The sequence below is a fragment of the Nocardia sp. NPDC059180 genome (genome assembly GCF_042754945.1).
Classification (GTDB): domain Bacteria; phylum Actinomycetota; class Actinomycetes; order Mycobacteriales; family Mycobacteriaceae; genus Nocardia.
In genome coordinates this window covers 396,513-419,971 of the sequence record NZ_JBHZBU010000006.1, presented here as the reverse complement: position 1 = coordinate 419,971, position 23,459 = coordinate 396,513, and the positions used below count along the sequence as shown (strand labels likewise).

Genomic DNA, 23,459 nt, shown 5'->3' with positions numbered 1-23,459 from the left:
AGGAGGTGGGGCCGATGTCGAGCACCGAAGACCGGCGCTTCGAGGTCCTGCGGGCGATCGTCGCCGACTACGTTTCGACCAAGGAGCCGATCGGCTCGAAAACACTTGTCGAGCGGCACAATCTGGGTGTGTCGAGCGCCACGGTGCGCAACGATATGGCGGTGCTGGAGGCCGAGGGCTACATCACCCAGCCGCACACCAGTTCCGGGCGCGTTCCCACCGATAAGGGTTACCGGCAGTTCGTCGACCGGATCGCCGATGTCAAGCCGCTCTCACCGGCCGAGCGCCGCGCCATCCTGGAATTCCTGGAATCCGGCGTCGACCTCGACGATGTGCTGCGCCGCGGTGTGCGTCTGCTGGCCCAGCTGACCCGTCAGGTCGCCGTCGTGCAGTACCCGACGGTGTCCGCGTCGACGGTGCGACATATCGAAGTGGTCGCGTTGAACCCGGCTCGGCTGCTGCTGGTGGTCATCACCGATACCGGACGCGTCGATCAGCGCATCGTGGAACTCGGCGCGCTCGTCGACGACGAGGATCTGGCCGCGCTGCGCGCCATGCTCGGCGGTGCGATGGATGGCAAGCGGCTCGCCGCGGCGTCCGCGGCGGTCGCGGAACTGCCCGAGCAGGCGCCGCCTCGGCTGCGTGATGTGCTGGTCCGGGTGTCGACTGTGCTCGTCGAGACCCTGGTCGAACATCCGGAGGAAAGGCTGGTGCTCGGTGGCACCGCCAATCTGACTCGCAATGCGGCGGACTTCGGTTTCCCCGGCTCATTGCGTTCGGTGCTGGAGGCGTTGGAGGAGCAGGTCATCGTCCTCAAGCTGCTGGCCGCGGCGCAGCAGCCGGGCACCGTCACGGTGCGCATCGGTGAGGAAACCCAGGTCGAACAGATGCGCGGCACCTCGGTGGTCACCACCGGATACGGCGCCTCTGGTGCGATTCTCGGCGGGATGGGCGTACTCGGACCGACCCGCATGGACTATCCGGGCACGATCGCGTCGGTGGCCGCGGTGGCCAGGTACATCGGCGAGGTCCTCGCCGAGCGTTGACGGTGACGCCGGTCGTCGCCTCCACTGATACGCTCGAATCTCCGGCCGGATAAAGTTGAGTGAACCCGACTAATGCTGTGCGGTTGGAGCGGTACCGGCCCGGGACCAGCCCAACGGCATCCGGCCGTACGCAGTCGGAACTGTGGACAGCGATCAAGGACTAGAGAACTCAAGTGGCACGGGACTACTACGGACTGCTCGGCGTCGCGAACAACGCGACCGACCAGGAACTCAAGCGCGCATACCGCAAGCTGGCTCGCGAACTGCATCCCGACGTCAACCCCGATGAAGCGGCCCAAGCCCGCTTCAAGGAGGTCTCGGCGGCCTACGAGGTGCTGACCGATCCGGAGAAGCGGCGCATCGTCGATATGGGCGGCGACCCGCTCGAGTCCGGTGGCGGCCCCGGTGGCGGTTTCAGCGGAGCGGGCTTCGGCGGTCTCGGCGATGTGTTCGAGGCGTTCTTCGGCGGCATGAGCGGAACCGGCGGCGCACGCAAGCCGCGCGGACGCGTGCAACCGGGCGCCGATTCGCTGGTCCGTACCCGCCTCAGCCTCGCCGAATGTGCCGTCGGCGTCACCAAGCACCTGACTGTCGACACCGCCATCCTCTGCGATATCTGCCAGGGCGCGGGCACCAACGGCAATTCCAAGCCGGTGCGTTGTGAGACCTGCGCCGGTGCCGGTGAGGTCCAGTCGGTGCAGCGCTCGTTCCTCGGCCAGGTGATGACCTCACGCCCCTGCCCCACCTGCCGTGGCGCGGGCGAAACGATCCCCGATCCGTGCCACAAGTGTGGTGGCGACGGCCGCGTGCGGGCTCGCCGCGAGATCGCCGCGCCGATCCCGGCCGGTGTCGCGAACGGGATGCGGGTGCGACTGGCCGCCCAGGGCGAAGTCGGCCCCGGCGGCGGTCACGCGGGCGATCTGTACGTGGAGGTCGTCGAGCAGCCGCACGACGTGTTCGTCCGCGACGGTGACGAGTTGCACTGCACCGTCCGGGTCCCGATGGTCGACGCGGCGCTCGGCACCACCGTCGTCATCGACACCATCCTCGACGGCCCCACCGAACTCACCATTTCGGCGGGCACACAGCCCGGCGAAGTATCGGTCCTGCGCGGCCACGGCATGCCGAGGCTGCGTTCGGGCGCGCGCGGCGACCTGCTGGCTCACCTCGACATCGTCGTCCCGACCAAGCTGGACAGTAAGCAGACCGATCTGCTGCGCAAGTACAAGGGCATGCGCGATCGTGAACGCGCCGAGGTGATGTCGGCGCAGTCCGAGCACAACAGCGGTTTGTTCGCGCGGCTGCGCGCCTCCTTCAGCGGACGCTAGGTGGCCGCGACCGTCTTCTACCTCGACGAGATCCCCGAGCCGGGGGGAATCGCCGTGCTCGACGGTCCCGAGGGCAGACATGCCGCCACGGTGCGCCGCATCCGGGTCGGTGAGCAGATCACCCTCTCCGACGGTCGCGGACTGCTCGCCGAATCCGAAGTCGTTGCCGCACAGCGTGACCGGCTCGAACTCGCAGTGCGGGCCACGGCGGTTGCGGAGCCGGCACGGCCGCCGGTCACGGTGGTGCAGGCATTGCCGAAATCCGATCGCTCCGAACTGGCGATCGAGCTGATGACCGAGGCCGGCGCGGACGTGATCGTGCCGTGGCAGGCCGCTCGCTGTGTGGCCAACTGGGAAGCCAAGGCCGACAAGGGCATCGGCAAATGGCGGGCCGCGGCGAAATCGGCGGCCCGGCAATCCCGGCGTGCCTACATCCCCGAGGTCACCGGCCTGCACCGCACTGCCGACCTGCTGACGGCGGTACGTACGGCGAAAGCCGACGGTGCGGTGGTTGCGGCGCTGCACGAGTCCGGCGCTTCTCGGTTCACCGACCTGCCGCTGGGCACTGCGCCCGCGGTCACGCTGATCGTGGGGCCGGAAGGTGGGCTCGACGATGCGGAGCTGTCGGCATTGGCCGAGGCAGGCGCCGAGGTGGTGTTGCTCGGGCCGACCGTGCTGCGCACCTCCACTGCGGCAGCGGTTGCCCTCGGGGCGTTGGGGGCGTTGACACCGCGCTGGGGTCAGGCCTTCGGGCGGCCGTGACCCGAGCGGCTACATGCCGCTCACCCCGCGACGACAGGGGTGTTCTGGTTCGCCGTCAGCATCCAGCGACCGTCTTCCTTGGTCATCACGTACATCGGGCTGCCCTCGCTGTCGATCTCGCCGTCGTTGGTGATGTATCGCTGCCGAATTTTGACCGCTGCCACGTCCGGGCGGAGGAACAAGATGTGCTCCACCTCGTAGGTCGCCGTGCCGTTCAGCGCAGCACCAGGCAGCACCTGCGCGGTGAACTCGGCGATGGCCCGGCGCCCGAACAGTCGCTTGCCGTGGCCGGTGGTCCAGATGGCGTCCTCGCGGAACAGGCCGACGAAATCGTCGACGAGTTCATTCGCCTGTGCGTGTGCGACGGTGTCGACCACCGCGCGGATCGCCGCGAGTTCGGCGTCGGTATCGGCGGGCCGGTAGCGGGTCTGTGTTGTCTCGATGCTCATGCCGATGAGCATGCGACCTCGAGTTAACTCGAGGTCAAGCGCCCGGTGCGATGAATCACAACCGGCAAATCCGGCGCATCGACGGCCGGATCCGGCGCATGAACTATGACAGCGGTCACAAATGACCCCCTGAATCCAGGGCATTTCCCCCTTGTGAGCGGAAAATACTGGCAGGGCGGTCGGAACGTAGGGGCTGACGTGGCACAATGAAGCCCATGCGCGAAATCGGAGTACGACTGGTGGCACGACGCCACGTCGACTTCAAGCGCGTCTGCAGCGCCTGTTGTCTGCCCGGTTCTTCCCGGTAGCTCAGCTGCGCCCGTTCCCGGACCCCCGGCCATCTCCCCTCTCCGGCCATTCCGATATCGAGGACTTCGGCCCGCTGACACCGCGGGCGTGAGCACAGCCCATCTCACGCCTTCAGCACGGACGTACGACATACCCAGCAGGAGCAGCCCCTATGACGTCGAGCACCGACGCCGGCCCCGCCGATCAGCCCGAAACCGCCGCGCCCGCACGTGAGCGCCGGGTCCGCCCGGATCGCCCGCGGGCCGAAGCTGCGGCGGCCCCGCGCGCCCGCACCGGTAAGCCGGTGAAGCGGCGCGCCGAGGGACAGTGGGCGCTCGGATACCGCGAGCCGCTGAACCCCAATGAACAGTCCAAGAAGGACGACAACCCGCTCAATGTGCGTGCGCGCATCGAGAACATCTACTCCAAGACCGGTTTCGACGGCATCGACAAGGGCGATCTGCGTGGCCGGTTCCGCTGGTGGGGCCTCTACACCCAGCGTGAGCAGGGCTATGACGGCACCTACACCGGCGATGAGAACATCGACCTGCTCGAGGCCAAGTACTTCATGATGCGGGTGCGCTGCGACGGCGGCGCGCTCAATGCCGCGCAGCTGCGCACCATCGGTGAGATCTCCACCGAGTTCGGCCGCGACACCGCCGACCTGTCCGACCGCGAGAACGTCCAGTACCACTGGATCGAGGTGGAGAACGTCCCCGAGATCTGGCGGCGGCTCGAGCAGGTGGGTCTGCACACCACCGAGGCTTGCGGTGACTGCCCGCGCGTGATCCTCGGCTCCCCGCTGGCGGGTGAGTCGCTCGACGAGATCGTCGACCCGACACCGGCGATCGAGGAGATCGTGCGCCGCTACATCGGGAAGAAGGAGTACTCGAACCTTCCGCGCAAGTTCAAGACGGCGATCTCGGGCCAGCAGGATGTGGTGCACGAGATCAACGACGTCGCCTTCGTCGGTGTCGAGCATCCCGAGCACGGGCCCGGCCTGGACCTGTGGGTCGGTGGCGGCCTGTCGACGAATCCGATGCTGGCCCAGCGGGTCGGCGCGTGGGTGCCGCTCGACGAGGTCCCCGAGGTGTGGGAGGCGGTCGTCGCGGTGTTCCGCGATTACGGCTACCGCCGCCTGCGCACCAAGGCCCGGCTGAAGTTCCTGATCAAGGACTGGGGCATCGAGAAGTTCCGTCAGGTGCTCGAGGACGAGTACCTGAAGCGCAAGCTGATCGACGGTCCCGCCCCGGCGCAGCCGGACAAGCCGATCGATCACGTGGGCGTGCAGAAGCTGCGCAACGGGCTCAATGCCGTCGGCTTCTCCCCCATCGCGGGCCGCGTGTCGGGCACGATCCTGACCAAGGTGGCCGCGGCCGCCGAGCGCATCGGTTCCGATCGCATCCGCTTCACGCCGTACCAGAAGCTGATCGTGCTCGATGTCGCCGACGACAAGGTCGAGGAGCTGATCGCCGAACTGGAACCGCTCGGCCTGCAGGCCCGTCCGTCGATGTGGCGCAAGAACCTGTTGGCGTGCAGTGGTATCGAGTTCTGCAAGCTGTCGTTCGTCGAGACCCGCAAGCGTTCGCAGGTGCTCGCACCCGAGCTGGAGCAGCGGCTCGCCGATATCAACGCCCAGCTCGATGTGCCGATCACGATCAATATCAACGGCTGCCCGAACTCCTGCGGCCGCTCCCAGATCGCCGATATCGGCTTCAAGGGCCAGCTGGTCGATGACGGTGAAGGGAATCAGGTCGAGGGCTATCAGGTTCATCTGGGTGGCAGCCTCGGACTCGACAGCGGTTTCGGCCGCAAGCTGCGCCAGCACAAGGTGACCAGCGTCGAACTCGGCGACTACATCGAGCGCGTGGTGCGCAATTTCGTCAAGAACCGCGACGCGGGCGAGCGTTTCGCACAGTGGGCAGTGCGCGCCGACGAGGCCGACCTGCGATGAGCACGCCTGATCAGGTGACGGGAGATCAACAGTGACAACACAACTCGCGGACAAGCTGTCCGAGGACGAGCTGCGGGCCATCGCCGAGCGCGGTGCGGCCGAACTGGGTTCTGACGCCTCGGCGGCCGAACTGCTGCGCTGGACCGAGGAAACCTTCGGCACCAACTACATCGTGGCCTCGAACATGCAGGACGGCGTGCTGGTCCATCTGGCCGCGCAGGTCCGCTCCGGCGTCGACGTGCTGTTCCTCGACACCGGCTACCACTTCGCCGAGACCATCGGCACCCGTGACGCGGTGGAGGCGGTCTACGGGGTGAACGTGATCAACGTGCGCCCGGAGCATTCGGTCACCGAACAGGACCAGCTGCTCGGCAAGGACCTGTTCGCCCGTGACGCCGCCGAATGCTGCCGGCTGCGCAAGGTGGTGCCGCTGAAGCGGTCGCTGGCCGGCTACAACGCCTGGGTGACAGGCATCCGCCGCGTCGAGTCGCCGACCAGGGCCAATGCGCCGCTCATCTCCTTCGACGAGGGTTTCGGCCTGGTGAAGATCAACCCGATCGCGCCGTGGTCCGACGACGAGATGCAGGCCTACATCGAGCAGCACTCGATCCTCGTCAATCCTCTGGTGGAAGAGGGATATCCGTCCATCGGCTGCGCTCCGTGCACACGGAAGCCGGAGCCGGGATCCGATCCGCGAAGCGGCCGCTGGGCCGGCCTCGCCAAGACCGAATGCGGGTTGCACAGCTCATGACCAAGACAGTCAGCGAACGTTCCCTCGGCATTACCGATTTCGACACCCTCGCGGCACTGGAATCGGAATCGATTCACATCTTCCGCGAGGTGGCAGGCGAATTCGAGCGGCCGGTCATCCTGTTCTCCGGCGGTAAGGACTCCACGGTCCTGCTGCATCTGGCGCTCAAGGCCTTCTGGCCCGCGCCGCTGCCGTTCGCGCTGCTGCACGTGGACACCGGGCACAACCTGCCGGAGGTGCTCGAATTCCGCGACAAGGTGGTCGAGCGCTACGGCCTGCGCCTGCACGTGGCGAAGGTGGAGGACTACCTGGCCGACGGCAGGCTCACCGAGCGTCCCGACGGCATCCGCAACCCGCTGCAGACCGTCCCGCTGCTGGACGCCATCAGCGAGAACCGCTTCGACGCCGTCTTCGGCGGTGGCCGGCGCGACGAGGAGCGTTCGCGGGCCAAGGAGCGGATCTTCTCGCTGCGCAACGCCTTCGGGCAGTGGGATCCCAAGCGGCAGCGTCCGGAGCTGTGGAACCTCTACAACGGCAAGCACGCCCCGGGCGAGCATGTGCGGGTCTTCCCGCTGAGCAACTGGACCGAGCTCGACATCTGGCGCTACATCGCCCGCGAGGACGTCGACCTGGCCAGCATCTACTACGCGCACGAGCGCCCCGTCTACCAGCGCGACGGCATGTGGATGACGCCGGGCGAGTGGGGTGGCCCGGCCGAGAACGAGGTGCTCGAGACCCGTTCGGTGCGCTACCGCACCGTCGGCGACGGCTCCACCACCGGCGCCATCCTGTCCGACGCCGCCGACAACGAGGCGATCCTCGCCGAGGTCGCCGCGTCACGACTGACCGAACGTGGCGCGACCCGAGGCGATGACCGCGTCTCCGAGGCCGCCATGGAAGACCGCAAGCGAGAGGGTTATTTCTGATATGTCCGACCTATTGAGGCTGGCCACCGCCGGTTCTGTCGACGACGGTAAGTCCACCCTTGTCGGACGTCTGCTCTACGACACCAAATCCGTGCTTGCCGACCAGATCGACGCCGTCACCCGTGCGTCGGTGGACAAGGGCCTGTCCACGCCGGATCTCTCGCTGCTGGTGGACGGCCTGCGCGCGGAGCGTGAGCAGGGCATCACCATCGACGTCGCCTATCGCTACTTCGCGACGCCGCAGCGTTCGTTCGTGCTTGCCGACACCCCCGGCCACGTGCAGTACACCCGCAACACCGTTTCCGGCGCCTCGACGGCGCAGCTGGTGATCCTGCTGGTCGACGCGCGTAAGGGCGTCATCGAGCAGACCCGCCGCCATGCCGCGGTGCTTGCGCTGCTGGGTGTGCCGAAGCTGGTGCTCGCGGTGAACAAGATCGACCTGGTCGACGACGCCGCGACGGTGTTCGCCGAGATCTCCGCCGAGTTCAACAAGCTCACCAGCACACTGGGCTGGACGAGCGAGGACGTGCTGGAGATCCCCGTCTCCGCGCTGCACGGCGACAATATCGCCACCCGGTCGGACAACACCCCGTACTACAGCGGTCCCTCGCTGATCGAGCACCTCGAGTCGGTGCCGGTCGACGCCGACAGCTCCGGCACGCATTCGCTGGGCCTGCGGTTCCCGGTGCAGTACGTCATCCGCCCGCGCACCGCCGAATACCCCGACTACCGCGGCTACGCGGGCCAGATCGCGGCAGGCTCGGTCTCGCCCGGCGACGAGGTGGTGGTGCTGCCCTCGGGTATCCGCACCACCGTCGAACGCATCGACACCCCCGACGGTGAGCTGGCCGTCGCGCAGCCCGGACGCAGCGTCACGCTGATCCTGGCCGATGAGGTCGACATCTCCCGCGGCGACATCATCGCCTCCCCCGGCGATGCACCGGAACCGATCGACACCTTCGACGCCACCGTGTGCTGGCTGGGTGACAAGCCGCTGCGCCCCGGCGCGCGACTGCTGCTCAAGCACGGCACCCGGACCACCCAGGCGATCGTTGGCGAGCTGATCGAACGGTTCGACGAGCAGCGGCTGTCGGCGGCGCCGAATCCGGAATCGCTGGAGCTCAACGACATCGGGCGGATCTCGGTGCGGGTGGCCGAGCCCGTCGCCGCCGACGACTACCGCGTGAACCGGCACACCGGCAGCTTCCTGCTGATCGATCCGTCCGGCGGCAACACCCTTGCCGCGGGCCTGGTCGGCGATGCGCTGACGGCGGTCGAGGTCGGAACCGAGGTCTGAGGTGTCCGCGGTGATCCGCGCGAGGACCGCGCACAGTGCGGGCGGCACCGGCGCGCCCGCACTGATCGCGGTCGCGCACGGTAGCCGCGACCCGCGCTCGGCCGCCACCATGGCGGCGGTGACCGAGCAGCTCGCGGCCGCGCGCCCGGATCTGGATGTGCGGCTGGCGTTTCTGGATCTGAACGCGCCGTCGGTCGATCAGGTGATCGATGCCGTCGCGGCGCAGGGACATACCTGCGCGATCGTCGTCCCATTGTTGCTGGGCAGCGCCTTTCACGCACGGGTGGATCTGCCCGGACTCCTGGCGGGTGCGGCGGCACGGCATCCTCGGCTGGAGTTGACCCAGGCCGAAGTGCTCGGACCCGATGCCAGGCTGGTCTCGGCATTGCGCGACCGGGTGATCGCCGCGAACCACGCGGCGATGGAGAACCGCGCGATCACCGTCGCCGCCGACTCGACCGGCGGTGGCTCCGTTTTCGCTGGGGCAGTATCGGATTCCCGCCTCGGCGTAGCGGTCGCGGCAGTGGGTTCCTCGTCGGCTGCGGCGAATATCCGCACCGCGGAGGTGGCGCGGACGCTGGCCGCGGCGACCGGCTGGAAGACCGAGATCTGCTTCGCCACCACCGGGCCATCGGTCACCGAGGCTGCGGCCCGGCTACGTGCGCGCGGCGCCGAACGGGTACTCGTGGCGCCGTGGTTCCTCGCGCCCGGTCTGCTCACCGATCGGCTGGTGAATCAGGCACCGGATCTGGTGCACACTCAGGTGCTCGGTCCGCACCCCGCGTTGACCGATGTGGTGCTGGATCGCTACGACGTGGCAGTCGACCTGCCCCTGCTGTGTTCGGCCTGAACCAGTTTCGCGTGATCGAACCATGTGCACGGCGCTGCGGATCGCCCAGTGCGCACCGTCGGCCGTAACCTCCGCTGCCGCACCGGCGTACCCGGCTCACGGCACAGTGTCGGGGTCGGCCACGGCGTAGCGGCCGACCAGCTCCGCGCCGATCCTGGCCAGCTCGGCGCGGACTTCCGCAGGCCCGACGACCTCGATCGTGTCGCCCCAGCCGGCGAGCTGCTGGGCAACCATCCATGCCGTTGGTGCGGTGATGTGGGCCTGCACCCGCCCGTCCTCGATCGGTCCGTCCACCACGCAGTGCCGTCCCTGCTGATCACGCAGGATCGGGAGCAACCGCGCGCTGATGAGCACCGTCGCGGCGACGGTCGAGCGCTGCCGCTCCACCTCGTGGACGACCTGCTGCCATACCTCGGCAAGATCGAAATCCTCGGGACGGTCGGCAGTCTCTGCGGTCACAACCATCTCGCTGATGCGTTCGACACGAAAAGTCCGCCTGCCGCGGTCGGTTCCCGCGACCAGGTACCAGATGCCGTCCTTGTCGACCAGCCCCAGCGGGTCGACCAGCCGCTGCGACTGTTCGCCGGTGCGGGTGCGGTAGCCGATACGGACCTTGGTGCGCTGCACGACCGCCCGTTGCAGGGTGCGAACCTCGGCGGGCAACTCACGGTCGGTGGCACCCCAGCGGGACGGATCGATGACGACGGCGGCGGCGGCGGCTTCGGCGTCCTCCCTGAACGTCTGGGGTAGCGCGCGCACCAGTTTGCGCAAAGCCGCCTTCGCCTCGGGTTCCGCGCCCGCCGACGGACCCGCGAGCAGGAATAACGCTCGCGCCTCCCCCGCGGTCAGACCGCTCAGATCGGTACGCGCACCCCCGATCAACTGCCATCCGCCGCCGCGGCCCGGCTGCGGATACACCGGGATACCCGCCGCGGACAGCGCCTCCAGATCCCGGCGCGCGGTGGCGACCGATACCTCGAGTTCGGTGGCGATCTCGGCGGCGGTGACCCGCCCCCGGCTTTGCATCAGCAGCAGAGTGGCCACCAGTCGATCAGCTCGCATAAATCTCATTCTGCCGATAAAAGTGATCATTCGGTGAGCACTTTGACCGCGAGGATGTATTCAACACGCACAACGAACCGAAGGAGACAGTGATGATGCGAGGAATGGCGACCGTGAATTTCTACGCCGACGATCTCGAGGCCGCCAAGGACTGGTACACCGAGGTGTTCGGCATCCCGCCCTATTTCCAGGTTCCCGGCGGCTACTACGAGTTCCGGATCGGCGACTACCAGCAGGAATTCGGCATCATCGCCGGGGCGTATGCCCCGAAGGGCAGGCAGGCCCCCGGCGGCGCCATTCTGCACTGGCACGTCGACGACCTGCAGTCCTGCTTCGATCGGCTGCTCGAGCTCGGCGCCACCGTGTACGACCCCATCACCGAGCGTGGCGTCGGCACCGGGTTCGTCACCGCGTCGGTGGTCGATCCGTTCGGCAACGTACTCGGGATCATGTCCAACCCGCACTACGTGGAGGTGCTTGCGGAAACCGGTCCCGTGGCGGCGTCCGCCTGAGTATCGGCGGCCCGTTTACTCGCGGTCCGATCACCGCGCGCACCGGCACATGGGCGACCGCGTGCCGACCAGCACACGGTGCGGGACCGCTGCTACGGCCGGAACCAGCGTTCGAGGATCTTCGCGACACCGTCGGCGGTGACGTCGGCGGTGACTTCATCGGCCAGGTCACGGATTTCGGCTGGGCCGTTGGCCATGGCGACCGAATGTGCTGCCCAGGTGAGCATTTCCCGGTCGTTGTAGCCGTCGCCGATGGCGAGGGTCGCGGCGGCCGGGACGCCGAGGGCGGTGCGGAGACGTTCCAGCGCCCAGCCCTTCGAGACACCGTGCCGGGAGACCGTCAGCCAGGGGCCGTATTCGCCGTACACCCAGCTGGCGTCGGGTACGCGCAGGAACGTCAGCAGGCGTCGCAGTTCCTCGGTGGAGCCCTCCGGCCACCAGCCGTTGAGCCGAGGGGTCGGTGCACTGCACAGGGTGCGGTCGTCGACGACCAGGTATTCGCCGCCGACATCGTATTCTCCCGGACTGAATCCGGTGGCCCAGGTACCGATCCCGACGCGTTCGACCGCGAGGATCATCTCGGGGAACAGATCTCGCAGCGCCCGCACCGCAGGTGCGGGATCGAACGCGTGGACGGCGACCGGGTGACCACCGGCGACGTCCATGTGCACGGCACCGTTGGAGCACAGGGCGTGCCCGGCGACCAGACCGAGTTCGGCCAGGACCGGGCGGGTCTTGAGGACAGTGCGGCCGGTCGTGACGACGACGTGCGCGCCTGCGGCGACCGCGGCGTGCACCGCCGCGACGACCCGTTCGCTCATCGGCTCACCGGTGGGCATGAGGGTTCCGTCCACGTCCAGCGCGATCAGTTCAGGCGCTCCCCCGTTGTCACTCACTTCCCTATTGTGCCGTCCGAGTTGACATCTGGCATCGATATTAAGTAGCGGCGCCGAAATTACCGGCATCGCAGCGGAATCGGCACACTGCTACGAGCGGAGGTTACGAGTTCGCCGGTTCGTGCCCGATCAGCAGCGCGACAATGTCGAGGGCCGTGCCGATCTGGGGGTCATCGCCGCCGAGCAACGGCGCGTAGAGGTGGACGTCGCAAATGCGGACGATGGCATCGGCAAGCACCCGGCTCGACATACGTAACCGCAGATGCCCCTGCCGCTGCTCGTCGTCGAGCATCTCCGCGATCAAACGCGCCGAGGTGGACTCGATGGCTCCGGGCAGCAGTGCCAACCGGATGAATAGTTGCGGCTCTCGACGGGTGAGTGCGAGCAGCGGTTCGGAACCGGACACCGCTGTCATCAGTCGCTCGAGCACATCGAGGATCAGTTCGGCCCCCGTCCCGGACCCGGCCGCGATCGCCTTTCGGTAGGTGCGCTCGGTGGCCTCGGCCAGCACAGTAGCGATCAGCTCGTCGCGGTTGCCGACGTGCCGATACAGCGTGGCCCGGCCGATCCCGAGCGTGCGGGCCAGCACCGACATGTCCAGCGGTTCGCCGTCCAGGTACAGCTTCGTGGCGGCATCGACCGCGCGGCGCGCCTCGGAAGTAGCGATCACCTGTTCATCTCCTCTTATCCGTGCACACACCGCGAACCGGCGCCCTGCGTGGCTATCGCGATGGGTTGACGGAACTCCGGACGTGAGACACACTCCATGAGTGTCTCACGCATGGTGGTGTGCATCACACGCAGACCATCATCGACCGGCGAAAGCGCAGAGGAATTCCGATGCCCACAGTTGAAACCGTCCGCGGCCCCGTCGACACCACAGCCCTGGGGAAGGTGCTGATGCACGAGCACGTCTTCGTGCTCGGCACCGAAATTCAGCAGAACTACCCGGACTATCCGAATCATTGGGATGAGGACGTCCGCGTCGCCGACGCCGTGGAGAAGCTGACACAGTGCAAGGCCCGCGGGATCGATACGATCGTCGACCCGACGGTGATCGGCCTCGGCCGCTACCTGCCGCGCGTGCAGCGCATCAACGAGCAGGTAGACATCAATATCGTGGCCGCGACCGGCATCTACACCTACAACGAGGTCCCTTTCCAGTTCCACTACACCGGCCCCGGACTGCTGTTCGACGTAGCCGAGCCGATGGTGGAGTTGTTCGTCAAGGACATCCGCGAAGGCATCGCGGACACCGGCGTCAAGGCGGCATTCCTCAAATGCGCGATCGAGGAGCAGGGCTTGACACCCGGCGTGGAGCGGGTGATGCGCGCCGTCGCACAAGCCCACGTCGAAACCGGTGCGCCGATCACCGTGCACACCAATCCGCACACTCACTCGGGGCTGGTGGCGCAGAAGATCCTCGCCGAGGAAGGCGCCGACCTGACCAAGGTCGTCATCGGGCACTCCGGCGACAGCACCGATCTGGATTATCTGTGCGAGCTGGCCGATGCCGGGTCCTATCTCGGCATGGACCGTTTCGGACTCGATGTGCTGCTGCCCTTCGATGAGCGGGTTTCCACGGTGGTGGCGCTGGCCGAACGCGGCTACGCGGAGAAGATGGTGCTCGCCCACGACGCGGCCTGCTTCATCGACTGGTTCACCGCGGAAGGCAAGGCCGCCGCCGTGCCCAACTGGAACTTCACCCACATCAGCGACGATGTGCTGCCCGCTCTGCTGGAACGCGGGGTCAGCCCGGAGCAGATCACGACGATGCTGGTCGACAACCCGCGCAGGTACTTCACCGCATGAGCGAGCGATTCATATACACAGCCGAGCTCTCGCTCGTGCCTGAGCCGAGCGCCGGCGAGGCGCAGGCATGAGCGACGAAACGGGCACCTCGATGGATTCCGACACTGTTCCCGGTATCGATCCGACGGCGATCGGCCGCTGGCTGGATCACCTGGCGATCGACCGGTCCGGGCGGTTGCGATTCGATCGGATCGGTCTCGGCCAATCCAATTTGACGTATCTGGTGCGGGATTCGGCCGATCACCGCTGGGTGGTGCGTCGGCCACCGCTCGGGCATCTGCTCGCCTCCGCCCACGATGTGGGCCGGGAGGCGCGCATCCTCTCCGCGCTCACCGACACACCCGTACCGACGCCTCGCGTGCTCGGCTACACCGACGATCCGGCTTTTGCCGAGGTCCCGATGGTGCTGATGGAGTTCGTCGACGGCCGCGTGGTGGACACCATGGAGATCGCGGAGTCACTGTCCCCGTCGATCCGCGGCCGGATCGGCCACTCGATGGCCTCGGCGCTCGCGAAAATCCACGCCGTCGATATCGATGCGGTCGGATTGGGCGATCTGGCCAGTCACAAGCCGTACGCGCAGCGACAGTTGAAGCGGTGGTCGCGGCAGTGGGAACAGTCCAAGACCGCCGATCGGCCCGAGCTCGACGATCTCACCCGACGACTGACCGCCGCCGCACCGGAGCAACAGGAACTCACGTTGGTGCACGGCGATTTTCACGTGCGCAACGTCATCACCGCACCCGACAGCGGCGAGGTCACGGCGGTGCTGGACTGGGAACTGTCCACCCTCGGAGATCCCTTGGCGGACCTGGGCAGTCTGCTCACCTACTGGGTACAGCCGGGCGAAGATTTTGCCGGCGACTTCCCCGCCACGGCCCTGCCCGGATTTCCCGATCGCGCCCAGATCGTCGACATCTATGTGGCCGAGACCGGACGCGACCCCGCCGCGCTGCGCTACTGGCATGCGCTCGGGCTGTGGAAACTCGCCATCATCGCCGATGGGGTCCTGCGCCGTGGCATGGACGAGCCCCGTAACAAGGCCAGCGCGGGGGTGCCCACGACCCAACGCATCGATGCGGTCGTCCGCCAGGCCCGCATCGTGGCCGACGAGGCCGGGATCTGAGCACGATGATCGAGATCCCGCGCACCCACAACCCTTTCGACACCACCGGTACGTCGCTGGATGCGAACGGCATCCCCCACTACGACGGCCTACCCGCCACCTTGCTCGACTTGCTCAGGACTCGCGCCGACACCTGCCCGGACACCGAGGCGGTCGTCGAACCAGGGGTCCATCGGCTGACCTACCGGCAGTTGTGGGACCGCGCGACCCGCGTCGCCGGTGGGCTGCGGGCGTCCGGTGTCACGCACGGCGATCGAGTTGCCATCCGGTACCCCGCAGGCGCCGACTGGGTTCTCGCCTTCTGGGGCATCGTGCTGGCCGGCGGTATCGCCGTCGCGGTGAACACTCGCTCGGCGGCGCCCGAGATCGAATTCGTCCTGGCGGATGCGGGCGCTCGCGTGGATCTGAGTCCCGGCTCACCGCTGCCCGACGGCGAACCCTATGTCGCAGAAGGACTCCAGCACGATGACATCGCGGCGCTGTTCTACACATCGGGCACGACCGGCAAGCCGAAAGGCGTTCCCACTACCCATGAGGCATTCCTGACCAACGCCGAGAACATGGTCCGCTGCCTCGGCCTGCCCAGAGGCATCGGTGCCGAGCTGCGGACCTTGATCTCGGTTCCACTGTTCCACGTGACCGGCTGCAACTCCCAGCTGATGGTCGCCGTCTACCTCGGCGGCACCTCGGTGATCATGCCGACGCGGGACATACCCGGAATGATCGCCGCTGTTGCTGCCGAACGGATCTCGTTCATCGTCACAGTTCCGGCCATGTATTCGCTGATGCTGCGGCATGCGGACTTCGACGGTGCGGATGTGTCCGGAGTGCGCTGGGTCGGCTACGGCGGTGCGCCGATCGCTCCGGCCCTGGTTCGGGCATTGCAGGCCGCGTTCGCCGCGGCGACCGTATTCAACGGCTACGGCATGACCGAGACCGCCTCGCTCATGACCTTGCTGCCCGACGACGATGCCGTCGACCATGCTGATTCGGTCGGCTACGCGGTTCCGTCCGTGCGGCTCGCGTTGGCGCCGATCGATGACGATCCGAACGTCGGAGAGCTGCTCGCACGCGGGGCGAATATCACTGCCGGATACTGGAATCGGCCGGAGGCCACCGAAGCGGCGCGCATGCAGGGCTGGCTGCGCACCGGGGACGTCGTCCGAGTCGATGATGCCGGGCGCGTGCACGTGATCGACCGGATCAAGGACATCATCAACCGCGGTGGGGAAAACGTCTCGAGTGTCGAGGTGGAGGCGGCGCTGCTCGCGGCACCGGATGTCGCGGACGCGGCCGTACTCGCTGTCCCCGACGAGGTCATGGGTGAGAAGGTCGGTGCGGTCCTGTTCGGCGACGGCGCGGATATCGATCTCGATGCCGTCATCGCACACTGCCGAGAACAGCTGGCCGACTTCAAGATTCCGCAGTACGTCACTGTGGTAGATGAAGCGCTGCCACGCAATGCCGGCGGAAAACTGCTCAAGGCGCAGCTTCGTGAGCAAATTCGGTGGGGCGCTCCGCTGCGCTGACGCGCGGGACATCCCCGGCCTTCGCACGGGCATCGCTACCGCCGACTCGCCGCTGGCGACTCGATGGCCGGGGTCCGCCGCGCGAACGGTGTTCGCGGGGTCGGGGCCGTCGATCCGGCACTGTCGCCGATGGTCGGTGCCGCGGGCGGTTCGTCACCCGCTGCCGTGCCCGCCGGACCTGAGAAGGGCTCTGCTTCCCCGTTGTGGCGAAATACCGGCTGCCACAACCAGAACCCCTCGATGCTGGAGCCGGAGCCAGCAGCCGACGGTCCGCTACCGAATATCGGTGGCGGCACCATCGGCGCCTGCCGCGGGCGATCGGGACTCAGTGACCTCCTGAGCCGCCACCCGAACCTCCGGACCCGCCGGAACCACCCGACCCCCCGGATCCGCCTGAGCCGCCCGAGCCACCTGACCCGCCGCGCGAACCGCCTGAACCGCCCTTCGAGCCGCCGCCGCGGGAACCGCCCGACGAGCCGCCATCCGAATCGCTGCCCGAACCGCCGCGTGAGCCTCCGCTGGAGGAGCGCCCGCCCGAACTCGAATCCGACGAACCACCCGAGGACGATCGGCCCGAGCTTCCGCCCGACGAGCTTCCACCCGAGGAACTCCCACCGGACGTGCTCCCACCGGATGAGATTCCACCGGAGGAATTCCCACCGGACATGCCGCCGCCTGAGGACGCTCCCCCTGACGTCGACCCGCCCGACGCGGAACCACCCGAAGTCGAACCGCCAGAACCCGACCCGCCCGACGCCGAACCGCCTGAGGTCGATCCACCGGAAGCGGAACCCCCCGCACCGGATCCACCGGAGGCGGAACCGCCGGAGCCCGAACCATCCGAACCCGTGCCATCCGAGTCCGTGCCATCCGAGTCCGAGCCACCCGACGCAGATCCTCCGGCCGCCGAACCGCCCGAGGCGCCGCCGGCACCCGCACCGGTCGAACCGCCCGGCGATCCACCCGATGCACCGTCACCGACCGCGCCGCCCCCGGAGGCGCCACCGCCGGATGTCCCCGAGCCGTCACCCGAGGACGTTCCGCCGCCGAGCCCGCCGGTCGACACGCCACCCGAGGCCCCGTCGTCGCCGGTCCCGATCGATCCGTCAGGAATCCCCACCCCGCCCGGCGAGGTATCACCCGCTGGAATTGCGCCGGTGGACGAGCCGGGGGCCGTGCTGCCCGGCACCGAAGTGTCCGGCACGGAAGGAACACCCGGTGTAGAGCCGACCGGGGTTCCGGGTTCGTTCCCGCCCGGCGTCACATCACCGGGGACCGAACCGGGCACGCCAGGAACAGGATTCGACCCATCTCCGGCGCCGGGTTTCCCGCCGGGAATCGACGGCGTGCCCTCGACCGGACTGCTCGGTGGGCGTACCGACTTGTTCGGCTGCGAGAACGGCATCGGATTGCGGAACCGCGCGGGGTCGGCGTAGGTACCCGACAGCTCGTCGGACCTGTGCCGCCATTGGCGGGTGTCGGAATGGGTATCGCCACGGCTTTCGGCCATGGTCGGCCCGTGCGGTCGCGATCCCTGCGGGTACGCCGACGGCGAGACCATCGCGGCGTATCCGGTCAGCCGCGCGGGGGCGCCGGCCACGGCGCGGGCCATTCCCGCCGCCACATGGCCGACCGCGCCGACATTGCCGACGAGGCCACGTCCGTCCAACGCGTTGCCGTCGAGTTCGACGAGTAGTGCGTCGTTCGGGATGTCCAGGCGCGGGAAGCGGTCGAGTACCGGCGAGAGCTGGTTGTCGACCGCCCCACCGCCGAACATGGTGGCGGCCGACATCGCGATCGCGGAAAAGATTGCCGCACCGGAGAACACCGGCGGGTGGAAACTGGCACCTGGCGCTGCCGGCATCGCGGTGCGTGCCGCGAGGTAGGCGGCTCCGGCCGCGACGGTCTGGCCCGGATCCGCCGACATCACGACGGGCCTGCCGAGTTCGGCGAGGGTCCGCGCCACTTCGGGCGGCCGGGCGGCGCCACCGACCACCAGAATCCGACCGATATCGGACATGGTGATTCCTGCGGCACGCACCGCGGCCCGCACCACCTCGAGCGAATCGCGGATCTGCTCCACCCGCAGGCTGTCGGTATCGACGAACGACGTCATCGCGACGGTGCCGGGCGCCGACGACATCTTTCCACCGGCGTAGCGGGCGATCATCGCGCCGAGCGGCCGGCCGCCGAAGTCGTAGCAGCGCACCGGTTTCCCGACCATCGGGTGGTTGTGCCAATCGGGACCGACCCGAACGACCGTAATGTCGAGGCTGTTGCCGCCGAGGTCGTAGACGAGCACGAATTCCGAAGGCAGCGGCCCCTGTTCGCGCTCGAGCCATTCGGCAGCGGCCACGGGTTCGGGGACGAGTTCCACATGCCCGATCCCGGACAGCTCCAGCGCCTGCCGCAGCAGGGCGACCTGCTTGTTCGAATAGGCGGCCGGATAGGTGGTGACCACGCCGGCGCAGGGTTCGGCCGAGGCCAGCAGGCTGTGCACCACCGCGGCGATCATGTTCGCGGGCGACCAGATCCGCCCGCCGATGGTGACCGAGTCGGGGTCACGGGCGAGGTCGGCGAAATCGGTGACCGCGACGGCGAATTCGGGGATGCCGCCGAGCCGGAGGCCGCTGGTGCCGTCGAACGCGGCGGTCGTGCGCCTGGTCCGCACCGATGGCCGTGGTTGCTCGGCGGTCGCCACTGCCGAAACGGAGTTCACTGTGCCGATGCTGAAGCCCAGCCCTGTAGTCATTCGCTATCCCGTCAACGCACCGTGACCACGTCCCTCATGTGAAGAACCATGGGCCGCGGTCGTCTTCCAAACAGCCCCCACAGGTTAACTGTTTCGACTCCGTCCGGATGCCGATTTGATATGAAAGATTCAACCTTCCGCGACAATTCGTTAAATTACCTGGTCACAGCTGCGCGATTGGATGATCCAGACCCCTGGATCGATACGATTCGGAGACCTCGTGTCGCGCTCCGCAATCATTCGGCGATCAACGCCCTTTTACCCGCCGGACACCGTTGACGACCCTCGGGCATCCGTCGAGTACACACCTACCAGTCGGTAACCAAACTGTTGCTACCGCGCAAAAATCGACCGAGCGGTTGCTTCCAGCCAGGTGCATGACGCGTCAACGCGGCGGCAGATTTCCGCCAGCACACCTGCCGTCCCTCGAGTTGACTGGAGAGCACGACGTCGTAGCGATGACCAAAAACCAAGTATCAGAAGGGAAACCGATTTCCATGGCACAACGATTCGCCGAGCAGGTCGTCTTGATCACCGGCGCCACCTCAGGGGTGGGCGAGGCGGTGGCCCGGCGGGTGGCCGCCGAGGGCGCCGCGGTCGTCCTCGGTGCGCGCGGCAAAGAAGCAGGGGTCCGGGTGGCCGAGGAGATTCGCGCCGACGGCGGGCGCGCGGTGTTCGTGCCCACCGATGTGCGCAACGAGGAGGAGGTGGCCGCGCTGACCCGAGCGGCCCTCGACGAGTTCGGCCGCCTCGATGCCGCGTTCAACAACGCCGGTGCGATCACCGCATCCGGTCCCATCACCGAGATCGACGACGCGGCGTGGCGCGGTGAACTCGAGCTCAACCTGACCAGCGTCTTCTACGGTATGCGCCATCAGGTTCCGGCGCTGGCGGCTTCCGGAGGCGGGGCCATTGTGAACAATGCCTCCAACCTGGGTGTGGTCGGAATGGGCTCGGTCGCACCGTATGTCGCGGCAAAACACGGTGTGGTCGGGTTGTCCCGCGCGGTCGCTTTGGAAGCAGCCGAACAGGGGGTTCGAGTAAACGCGCTGGTCCCCGGCGCGATCGATACGCCGGCCTTCCGCAATTCGATGGGTGCAACTCCGGAGGGCGAGGCCGCGATCGCGGCGCTGCATCCGCTGGGCCGCATCAGCAAGCCCGAGGAAATCGCCTCGCTGTGTGCGTATCTGCTCAGCCCCGAGTCGAGCTTCGTCACCGGAGCGGCGCTCGCAATCGACGGCGGTTTCACCGCGCGTTGATCAGCACCGCGCGCACCGGCCCCTCATCGGCCGATGCGCGCGGTGGCCTGCCGAGATCCGGTGGGATCCGGGCTTCACACACGACAATCGCGCCGGAGTCCACGACTCCGGCGCGATTGTCAGTACGGACTCAGATCCGGTTGAGCAGGCGCCGAACCGGTCCGGTCGGACGCAATACCGCGCCACCGGGCCGCAATTCGGGCTGCCTGCTGCGCACCAGGCGGTCGAATCCGGCCGCACCACCCGACGGCGCGCGCAGCCTGCCCGCGTTGAAATCGTCGGCCAGCTGCTGCACCGTCTGCTGGGCGCAGGACTTGTTGGTACCGATGAAACCGGTGGGACCGCGCTTGATCCAGCCGGTAACGTAGGTGCCCGACAGCACCGAACCACCGGGCTGTTCGAGAACACGACCATCCAGGTTCGGGATCACGCCCGCCCGCTCGTCGAACGGCAGGCCAGGCAGCGGCACCCCGCGGTAACCCACCGAGGTGAGTACCAGGCCGGCGTCGAGCTTTTCGGTCTGCTCGGTCGGCACCGCGCGCATATTGCCGTCGCCGTCGGCGACCAGCTCGTTGCGGACCACCTCGATACCGGTCACCTGATCCGGGCCGAGAATCTCGGTCGGCGAGGACAGGTACCGGAACACGATTCGGCGGCGCTGCCCGAACGGGCGGGTGCGCACGCTGTGCAGCAGCCGCAGCTTCTGCTCCACCTGGTAGGGCAGGTCATCGGTGATCCCGGGCAGCTCGCCCTCGATGGCGATGTCGATATCGGAACCGAGCAGGCCGACGAACTCCGGCACCGTGAACGCCGACTCCGCCGCACCGCGCCGACCGAGAATGACGACCTCTTCGATCTGGCTCTCGCGCAGGGCATCCAGCGCATACTGCGAGATGTCGGTGCCGACCAGCGACTCCGGGTCGATGGTCAGAATACGAGCCACATCCAGCGCGACGTTGCCGTTACCGACGATCACCGCGCGCTTGCGCGAGAGATCGAAGGTGCGGCCGACGTGATCGGGATGGCCGTTGTACCAGGCGACGAAATCGGTGGCCGACACATTGCCCGCCAGTCCTTCGCCCGCGATACCGAGCTTGCGATCGGAGGACGCGCCGACGGCGTAGATCACCGCGTGGTGGTAAGCCAGCAGCTCCTCGTGCGAGATGTGCTTGCCCACCTCGACATTGAGGTACGAACCGAAGCCGGGCTGGGCCGACATCACATCGAAGAGCTGACTCACCTGACGAGTCTTGGCGTGGTCGGGCGCGACGCCGTGACGGGCCAGGCCGTAGGGCACCGGCAGCCGGTCGAACATGGTCACCGCGACATCGGGCTGGGTGAGCAGCTCGTCGGCGGCGTACATGGCCGAGGGACCGGAACCGACGATCGCCACCCGCAGGGGTTCGCGCTCGGTGCGGATCTCCGGGGCGGGCACCGGCTGCGCCAGGATCGGGCGCGGCCGGGACTGCCGGTAGAAATCGGCGTTGATCTCGATGAAGGGCTTCTGCTCTTCGGTCAACTTCTTCGACGAGGTGATCGCGTCGACCGGGCAGGCCGAGGCGCAGGCGCCGCAGTCCACACACGCCTGCGGGTCGACGTAGAGCATTTCCGCGGTGCGGAAGTCGGGCTCGTCGGGCGTGGGGTGGATGCAGTTGACCGGGCAGGCGTAGACGCAGGACGCGTCGCTACAGCAGGACTGCGTGACAACGTAGGGCATGGGTACCTCAGGCGACCTTGCCGACCACGCGCAGCGGCTCGGAGCGGTAACGGGTCGAGTGACCGTTGATACCGAGCAGCTTCCACACACGCTTGGAGATCGGGTTCATCAGACCGATTTCCTTGGCCAGCGAACGGACGTCGGCGAAGTAGTCGCTGAAGACCTGCTTGGCTTCCTTGGAACCGTAGAACAGTTCCTTGCGCACCGAGTCCGGGATGTCGAACTCGTCGAAGAACGCCCGCGGCGGGGTCGCGATGGAGCGGCCGAGGATCCACATGACGATCGGCATCGCGATCGAGAGTACGAAGCGGTTGGCGGCGTTGGCCTCGGGCACATGCTGCTTGAGGAACTCGTGCGCGAAGGAAATGTGGCGCGCCTCTTCGGCGACATGGATCGCCATCACACCGCGCATGATCGGGTGTACTTCCTCGCCCGAGCGCAGGATGTCCTTCTGGATGTGGTCGATCGGCTCTTCACCGGCCAGCACGGCCATGAAGAACAAGTTCGGGAACAGCACCGCAACCGGGACGACGATCTGCCGGAACTGGCGGACCAGCGGGCCCATTCCCGGAACGTCGAGGCCGATGCGGTTGACCATCTCCTGGAACATCAGGGTGTGGTTGTGCTCCTCGATCATCTCGTGGGAGCAGTAGCGGAATTCCGGCGAGCCGTTGGGCAGACCGAAGACGTGCTGCATCATGCCGCTGATGAGGATGGCCTCGAACTGCAGACCGACCCTGGCCACATTGGCCTGGCGATACTTGCCGACCGCGATCTTCTGCTCGTCGGTGAGCGCGAGGTACCACGGGTGGCGGCCCAGCGGATCAGCGGACCGCGGCAGGATCCAGCGCTCGGGCTTGGTCTCGGCGTCGAAGTCCGGGTTGTCCCAGTCGATGTCCTCGAAAGGATCGAAGTGCCGGTTCACCGAGCCCTCCGACAGCAGCAGCAACTTCTGCGCGTACTCCTGGGCCTGCGCGACTACCGGGTCGATATCAGGTGTCGTGGTGGCTGCGGACATCGTCGTCACTGCCTCTCGGTCGGGAATACCTTTTAACTGTTCCCAATAGTTACACCAACCGTGAGCCACGTCAACACGGGCGCGGTCCGGGCGGCGGGTCGACGTCGCCGCACTCCCGCCGTACC

At 67.4% G+C, this 23,459-nt stretch carries 21 protein-coding genes; 14 read left to right on the top strand and 7 right to left on the bottom strand.

Features of this window, described 5'->3' with window-relative positions:
* Nucleotides 1-14 precede the first annotated feature (14 nt).
* The 3 genes from hrcA (at nucleotide 15) to ACFXNW_RS21170 (ending at nucleotide 3,136) form a co-directional block, all read left to right on the top strand.
* Entirely contained in the window at nucleotides 15-1,046 is a 1,032-nt protein-coding gene (hrcA, locus tag ACFXNW_RS21180) for a heat-inducible transcriptional repressor HrcA (protein WP_379419428.1), read from the top strand.
* A 173-nt stretch (nucleotides 1,047-1,219) separates the two neighbouring features.
* On the top strand, nucleotides 1,220-2,374 hold the full coding sequence (gene dnaJ / locus ACFXNW_RS21175) for a molecular chaperone DnaJ (RefSeq protein WP_379419427.1): 1,155 nt from the start codon (nucleotides 1,220-1,222) through the stop codon (nucleotides 2,372-2,374).
* Nucleotides 2,375-3,136 carry a 16S rRNA (uracil(1498)-N(3))-methyltransferase gene (locus tag ACFXNW_RS21170; RefSeq protein WP_379419426.1) on the top strand — a complete coding sequence of 254 codons (762 nt, stop codon included), beginning with the start codon at nucleotides 2,375-2,377 and terminating at the stop codon, nucleotides 3,134-3,136.
* A gap of 20 nt (nucleotides 3,137-3,156) precedes the next feature.
* Here the strand turns inward: ACFXNW_RS21170 and ACFXNW_RS21165 are convergent, their stop codons facing one another.
* Nucleotides 3,157-3,585, bottom strand: a complete 429-nt coding sequence (locus ACFXNW_RS21165) for an SgcJ/EcaC family oxidoreductase (protein WP_379419425.1) — start codon at nucleotides 3,583-3,585, stop codon at nucleotides 3,157-3,159.
* A gap of 206 nt (nucleotides 3,586-3,791) precedes the next feature.
* Between ACFXNW_RS21165 and ACFXNW_RS21160 the strand changes: the two genes are divergently transcribed.
* The 6 genes from ACFXNW_RS21160 (at nucleotide 3,792) to ACFXNW_RS21135 (ending at nucleotide 9,651) form a co-directional block, all read left to right on the top strand.
* Nucleotides 3,792-3,893, top strand: a complete 102-nt coding sequence (locus ACFXNW_RS21160) for an Ms4527A family Cys-rich leader peptide (RefSeq protein WP_375154368.1) — start codon at nucleotides 3,792-3,794, stop codon at nucleotides 3,891-3,893.
* Nucleotides 3,894-4,045: 152 nt separating this feature from the next.
* Entirely contained in the window at nucleotides 4,046-5,827 is a 1,782-nt protein-coding gene (locus ACFXNW_RS21155) for a nitrite/sulfite reductase (protein WP_379419424.1), read from the top strand.
* Between the two features lie 31 nt (nucleotides 5,828-5,858).
* A complete protein-coding gene (locus tag ACFXNW_RS21150; RefSeq protein WP_379419423.1) occupies nucleotides 5,859-6,578 on the top strand; it encodes a phosphoadenylyl-sulfate reductase in 720 nt (239 codons plus the stop codon).
* Nucleotides 6,557-7,504, top strand: a complete 948-nt coding sequence (cysD, locus tag ACFXNW_RS21145; RefSeq protein ID WP_379419422.1) for a sulfate adenylyltransferase subunit CysD — start codon at nucleotides 6,557-6,559, stop codon at nucleotides 7,502-7,504. Before ACFXNW_RS21150 ends, cysD begins: the two co-directional genes overlap by 22 nt.
* Before the next feature lies 1 nt (nucleotide 7,505).
* Nucleotides 7,506-8,801 carry a sulfate adenylyltransferase subunit 1 gene (locus tag ACFXNW_RS21140; protein ID WP_379419421.1) on the top strand — a complete coding sequence of 432 codons (1,296 nt, stop codon included), beginning with the start codon at nucleotides 7,506-7,508 and terminating at the stop codon, nucleotides 8,799-8,801.
* A gap of 1 nt (nucleotide 8,802) precedes the next feature.
* A complete protein-coding gene (locus ACFXNW_RS21135; RefSeq protein WP_379419420.1) occupies nucleotides 8,803-9,651 on the top strand; it encodes a sirohydrochlorin chelatase in 849 nt (282 codons plus the stop codon).
* Between the two features lie 96 nt (nucleotides 9,652-9,747).
* On the opposite strand, the gene ACFXNW_RS21130 is transcribed toward ACFXNW_RS21135, so the two are convergent.
* A complete protein-coding gene (locus tag ACFXNW_RS21130; RefSeq protein ID WP_379419419.1) occupies nucleotides 9,748-10,713 on the bottom strand; it encodes a helix-turn-helix transcriptional regulator in 966 nt (321 codons plus the stop codon).
* Between the two features lie 92 nt (nucleotides 10,714-10,805).
* On the opposite strand from ACFXNW_RS21130, the gene ACFXNW_RS21125 reads away from it, so the two are divergent.
* Nucleotides 10,806-11,225, top strand: coding sequence for a VOC family protein (locus tag ACFXNW_RS21125; protein ID WP_379419418.1), 420 nt, complete (start codon nucleotides 10,806-10,808; stop codon nucleotides 11,223-11,225).
* 92 nt (nucleotides 11,226-11,317) lie between these two features.
* On the opposite strand, the gene ACFXNW_RS21120 is transcribed toward ACFXNW_RS21125, so the two are convergent.
* Complete coding sequence (locus ACFXNW_RS21120; RefSeq protein WP_379419417.1) at nucleotides 11,318-12,121, bottom strand: HAD family hydrolase; 804 nt, start codon at nucleotides 12,119-12,121, stop codon at nucleotides 11,318-11,320.
* 103 nt (nucleotides 12,122-12,224) lie between these two features.
* Nucleotides 12,225-12,791 (bottom strand): QsdR family transcriptional regulator, encoded by a 567-nt coding sequence (locus ACFXNW_RS21115; protein ID WP_379419416.1) that lies wholly within the window; start codon nucleotides 12,789-12,791, stop codon nucleotides 12,225-12,227.
* A 170-nt stretch (nucleotides 12,792-12,961) separates the two neighbouring features.
* Between ACFXNW_RS21115 and ACFXNW_RS21110 the strand changes: the two genes are divergently transcribed.
* The 3 genes from ACFXNW_RS21110 to ACFXNW_RS21100 all read left to right on the top strand — a co-directional run bounded on the left by ACFXNW_RS21110 (nucleotide 12,962) and on the right by ACFXNW_RS21100 (nucleotide 16,588).
* Nucleotides 12,962-13,933, top strand: a complete 972-nt coding sequence (locus tag ACFXNW_RS21110; protein WP_379419415.1) for a phosphotriesterase — start codon at nucleotides 12,962-12,964, stop codon at nucleotides 13,931-13,933.
* Nucleotides 13,934-14,024: 91 nt separating this feature from the next.
* The gene (locus tag ACFXNW_RS21105; protein WP_379419472.1) at nucleotides 14,025-15,059 is read left to right on the top strand and encodes a phosphotransferase family protein; all 1,035 of its coding nucleotides are present in this window, start codon (nucleotides 14,025-14,027) and stop codon (nucleotides 15,057-15,059) included.
* Nucleotides 15,060-15,064: 5 nt separating this feature from the next.
* Nucleotides 15,065-16,588, top strand: coding sequence for a class I adenylate-forming enzyme family protein (locus ACFXNW_RS21100; RefSeq protein WP_379419414.1), 1,524 nt, complete (start codon nucleotides 15,065-15,067; stop codon nucleotides 16,586-16,588).
* Between the two features lie 325 nt (nucleotides 16,589-16,913).
* On the opposite strand, the gene ACFXNW_RS21095 is transcribed toward ACFXNW_RS21100, so the two are convergent.
* Complete coding sequence (locus tag ACFXNW_RS21095) at nucleotides 16,914-19,340, bottom strand: Hsp70 family protein (RefSeq protein WP_379419413.1); 2,427 nt, start codon at nucleotides 19,338-19,340, stop codon at nucleotides 16,914-16,916.
* 497 nt (nucleotides 19,341-19,837) lie between these two features.
* On the opposite strand from ACFXNW_RS21095, the gene ACFXNW_RS21090 reads away from it, so the two are divergent.
* Nucleotides 19,838-20,599 carry an SDR family NAD(P)-dependent oxidoreductase gene (locus tag ACFXNW_RS21090; protein WP_379419412.1) on the top strand — a complete coding sequence of 254 codons (762 nt, stop codon included), beginning with the start codon at nucleotides 19,838-19,840 and terminating at the stop codon, nucleotides 20,597-20,599.
* 130 nt (nucleotides 20,600-20,729) lie between these two features.
* Here ACFXNW_RS21090 and ACFXNW_RS21085 read toward each other — a convergent pair whose 3' ends face one another.
* Complete coding sequence (locus tag ACFXNW_RS21085) at nucleotides 20,730-22,316, bottom strand: FAD-dependent oxidoreductase (RefSeq protein ID WP_379419411.1); 1,587 nt, start codon at nucleotides 22,314-22,316, stop codon at nucleotides 20,730-20,732.
* A gap of 7 nt (nucleotides 22,317-22,323) precedes the next feature.
* Entirely contained in the window at nucleotides 22,324-23,334 is a 1,011-nt protein-coding gene (locus ACFXNW_RS21080) for a diiron oxygenase (protein WP_379419410.1), read from the bottom strand.
* Nucleotides 23,335-23,459: the final 125 nt, after the last annotated feature.

Excerpts from the sequence above, each read along its gene's own strand:
- ACFXNW_RS21160 (WP_375154368.1), top strand. The coding sequence starts at position 3,792 with ATGAAGCCCATGCGCGAAATCGGAGTACGACTGGTGGCACGACGCCAC.
- ACFXNW_RS21110 (WP_379419415.1), top strand. The coding sequence starts at position 12,962 with ATGCCCACAGTTGAAACCGTCCGCGGCCCCGTCGACACCACAGCCCTG.
- ACFXNW_RS21100 (WP_379419414.1), top strand. The coding sequence starts at position 15,065 with ATGATCGAGATCCCGCGCACCCACAACCCTTTCGACACCACCGGTACG.
- hrcA (WP_379419428.1), top strand. The coding sequence starts at position 15 with ATGTCGAGCACCGAAGACCGGCGCTTCGAGGTCCTGCGGGCGATCGTC.
- ACFXNW_RS21105 (WP_379419472.1), top strand. The coding sequence starts at position 14,025 with ATGGATTCCGACACTGTTCCCGGTATCGATCCGACGGCGATCGGCCGC.
- ACFXNW_RS21165 (WP_379419425.1), bottom strand. The coding sequence starts at position 3,585 with ATGAGCATCGAGACAACACAGACCCGCTACCGGCCCGCCGATACCGAC.
- ACFXNW_RS21095 (WP_379419413.1), bottom strand. The coding sequence starts at position 19,340 with ATGACTACAGGGCTGGGCTTCAGCATCGGCACAGTGAACTCCGTTTCG.
- ACFXNW_RS21155 (WP_379419424.1), top strand. The coding sequence starts at position 4,046 with ATGACGTCGAGCACCGACGCCGGCCCCGCCGATCAGCCCGAAACCGCC.
- ACFXNW_RS21130 (WP_379419419.1), bottom strand. The coding sequence starts at position 10,713 with ATGCGAGCTGATCGACTGGTGGCCACTCTGCTGCTGATGCAAAGCCGG.
- cysD (WP_379419422.1), top strand. The coding sequence starts at position 6,557 with ATGCGGGTTGCACAGCTCATGACCAAGACAGTCAGCGAACGTTCCCTC.
- ACFXNW_RS21090 (WP_379419412.1), top strand. The coding sequence starts at position 19,838 with ATGGCACAACGATTCGCCGAGCAGGTCGTCTTGATCACCGGCGCCACC.
- ACFXNW_RS21140 (WP_379419421.1), top strand. The coding sequence starts at position 7,506 with ATGTCCGACCTATTGAGGCTGGCCACCGCCGGTTCTGTCGACGACGGT.
- ACFXNW_RS21085 (WP_379419411.1), bottom strand. The coding sequence starts at position 22,316 with ATGCCCTACGTTGTCACGCAGTCCTGCTGTAGCGACGCGTCCTGCGTC.
- ACFXNW_RS21080 (WP_379419410.1), bottom strand. The coding sequence starts at position 23,334 with ATGTCCGCAGCCACCACGACACCTGATATCGACCCGGTAGTCGCGCAG.
- ACFXNW_RS21125 (WP_379419418.1), top strand. The coding sequence starts at position 10,806 with ATGATGCGAGGAATGGCGACCGTGAATTTCTACGCCGACGATCTCGAG.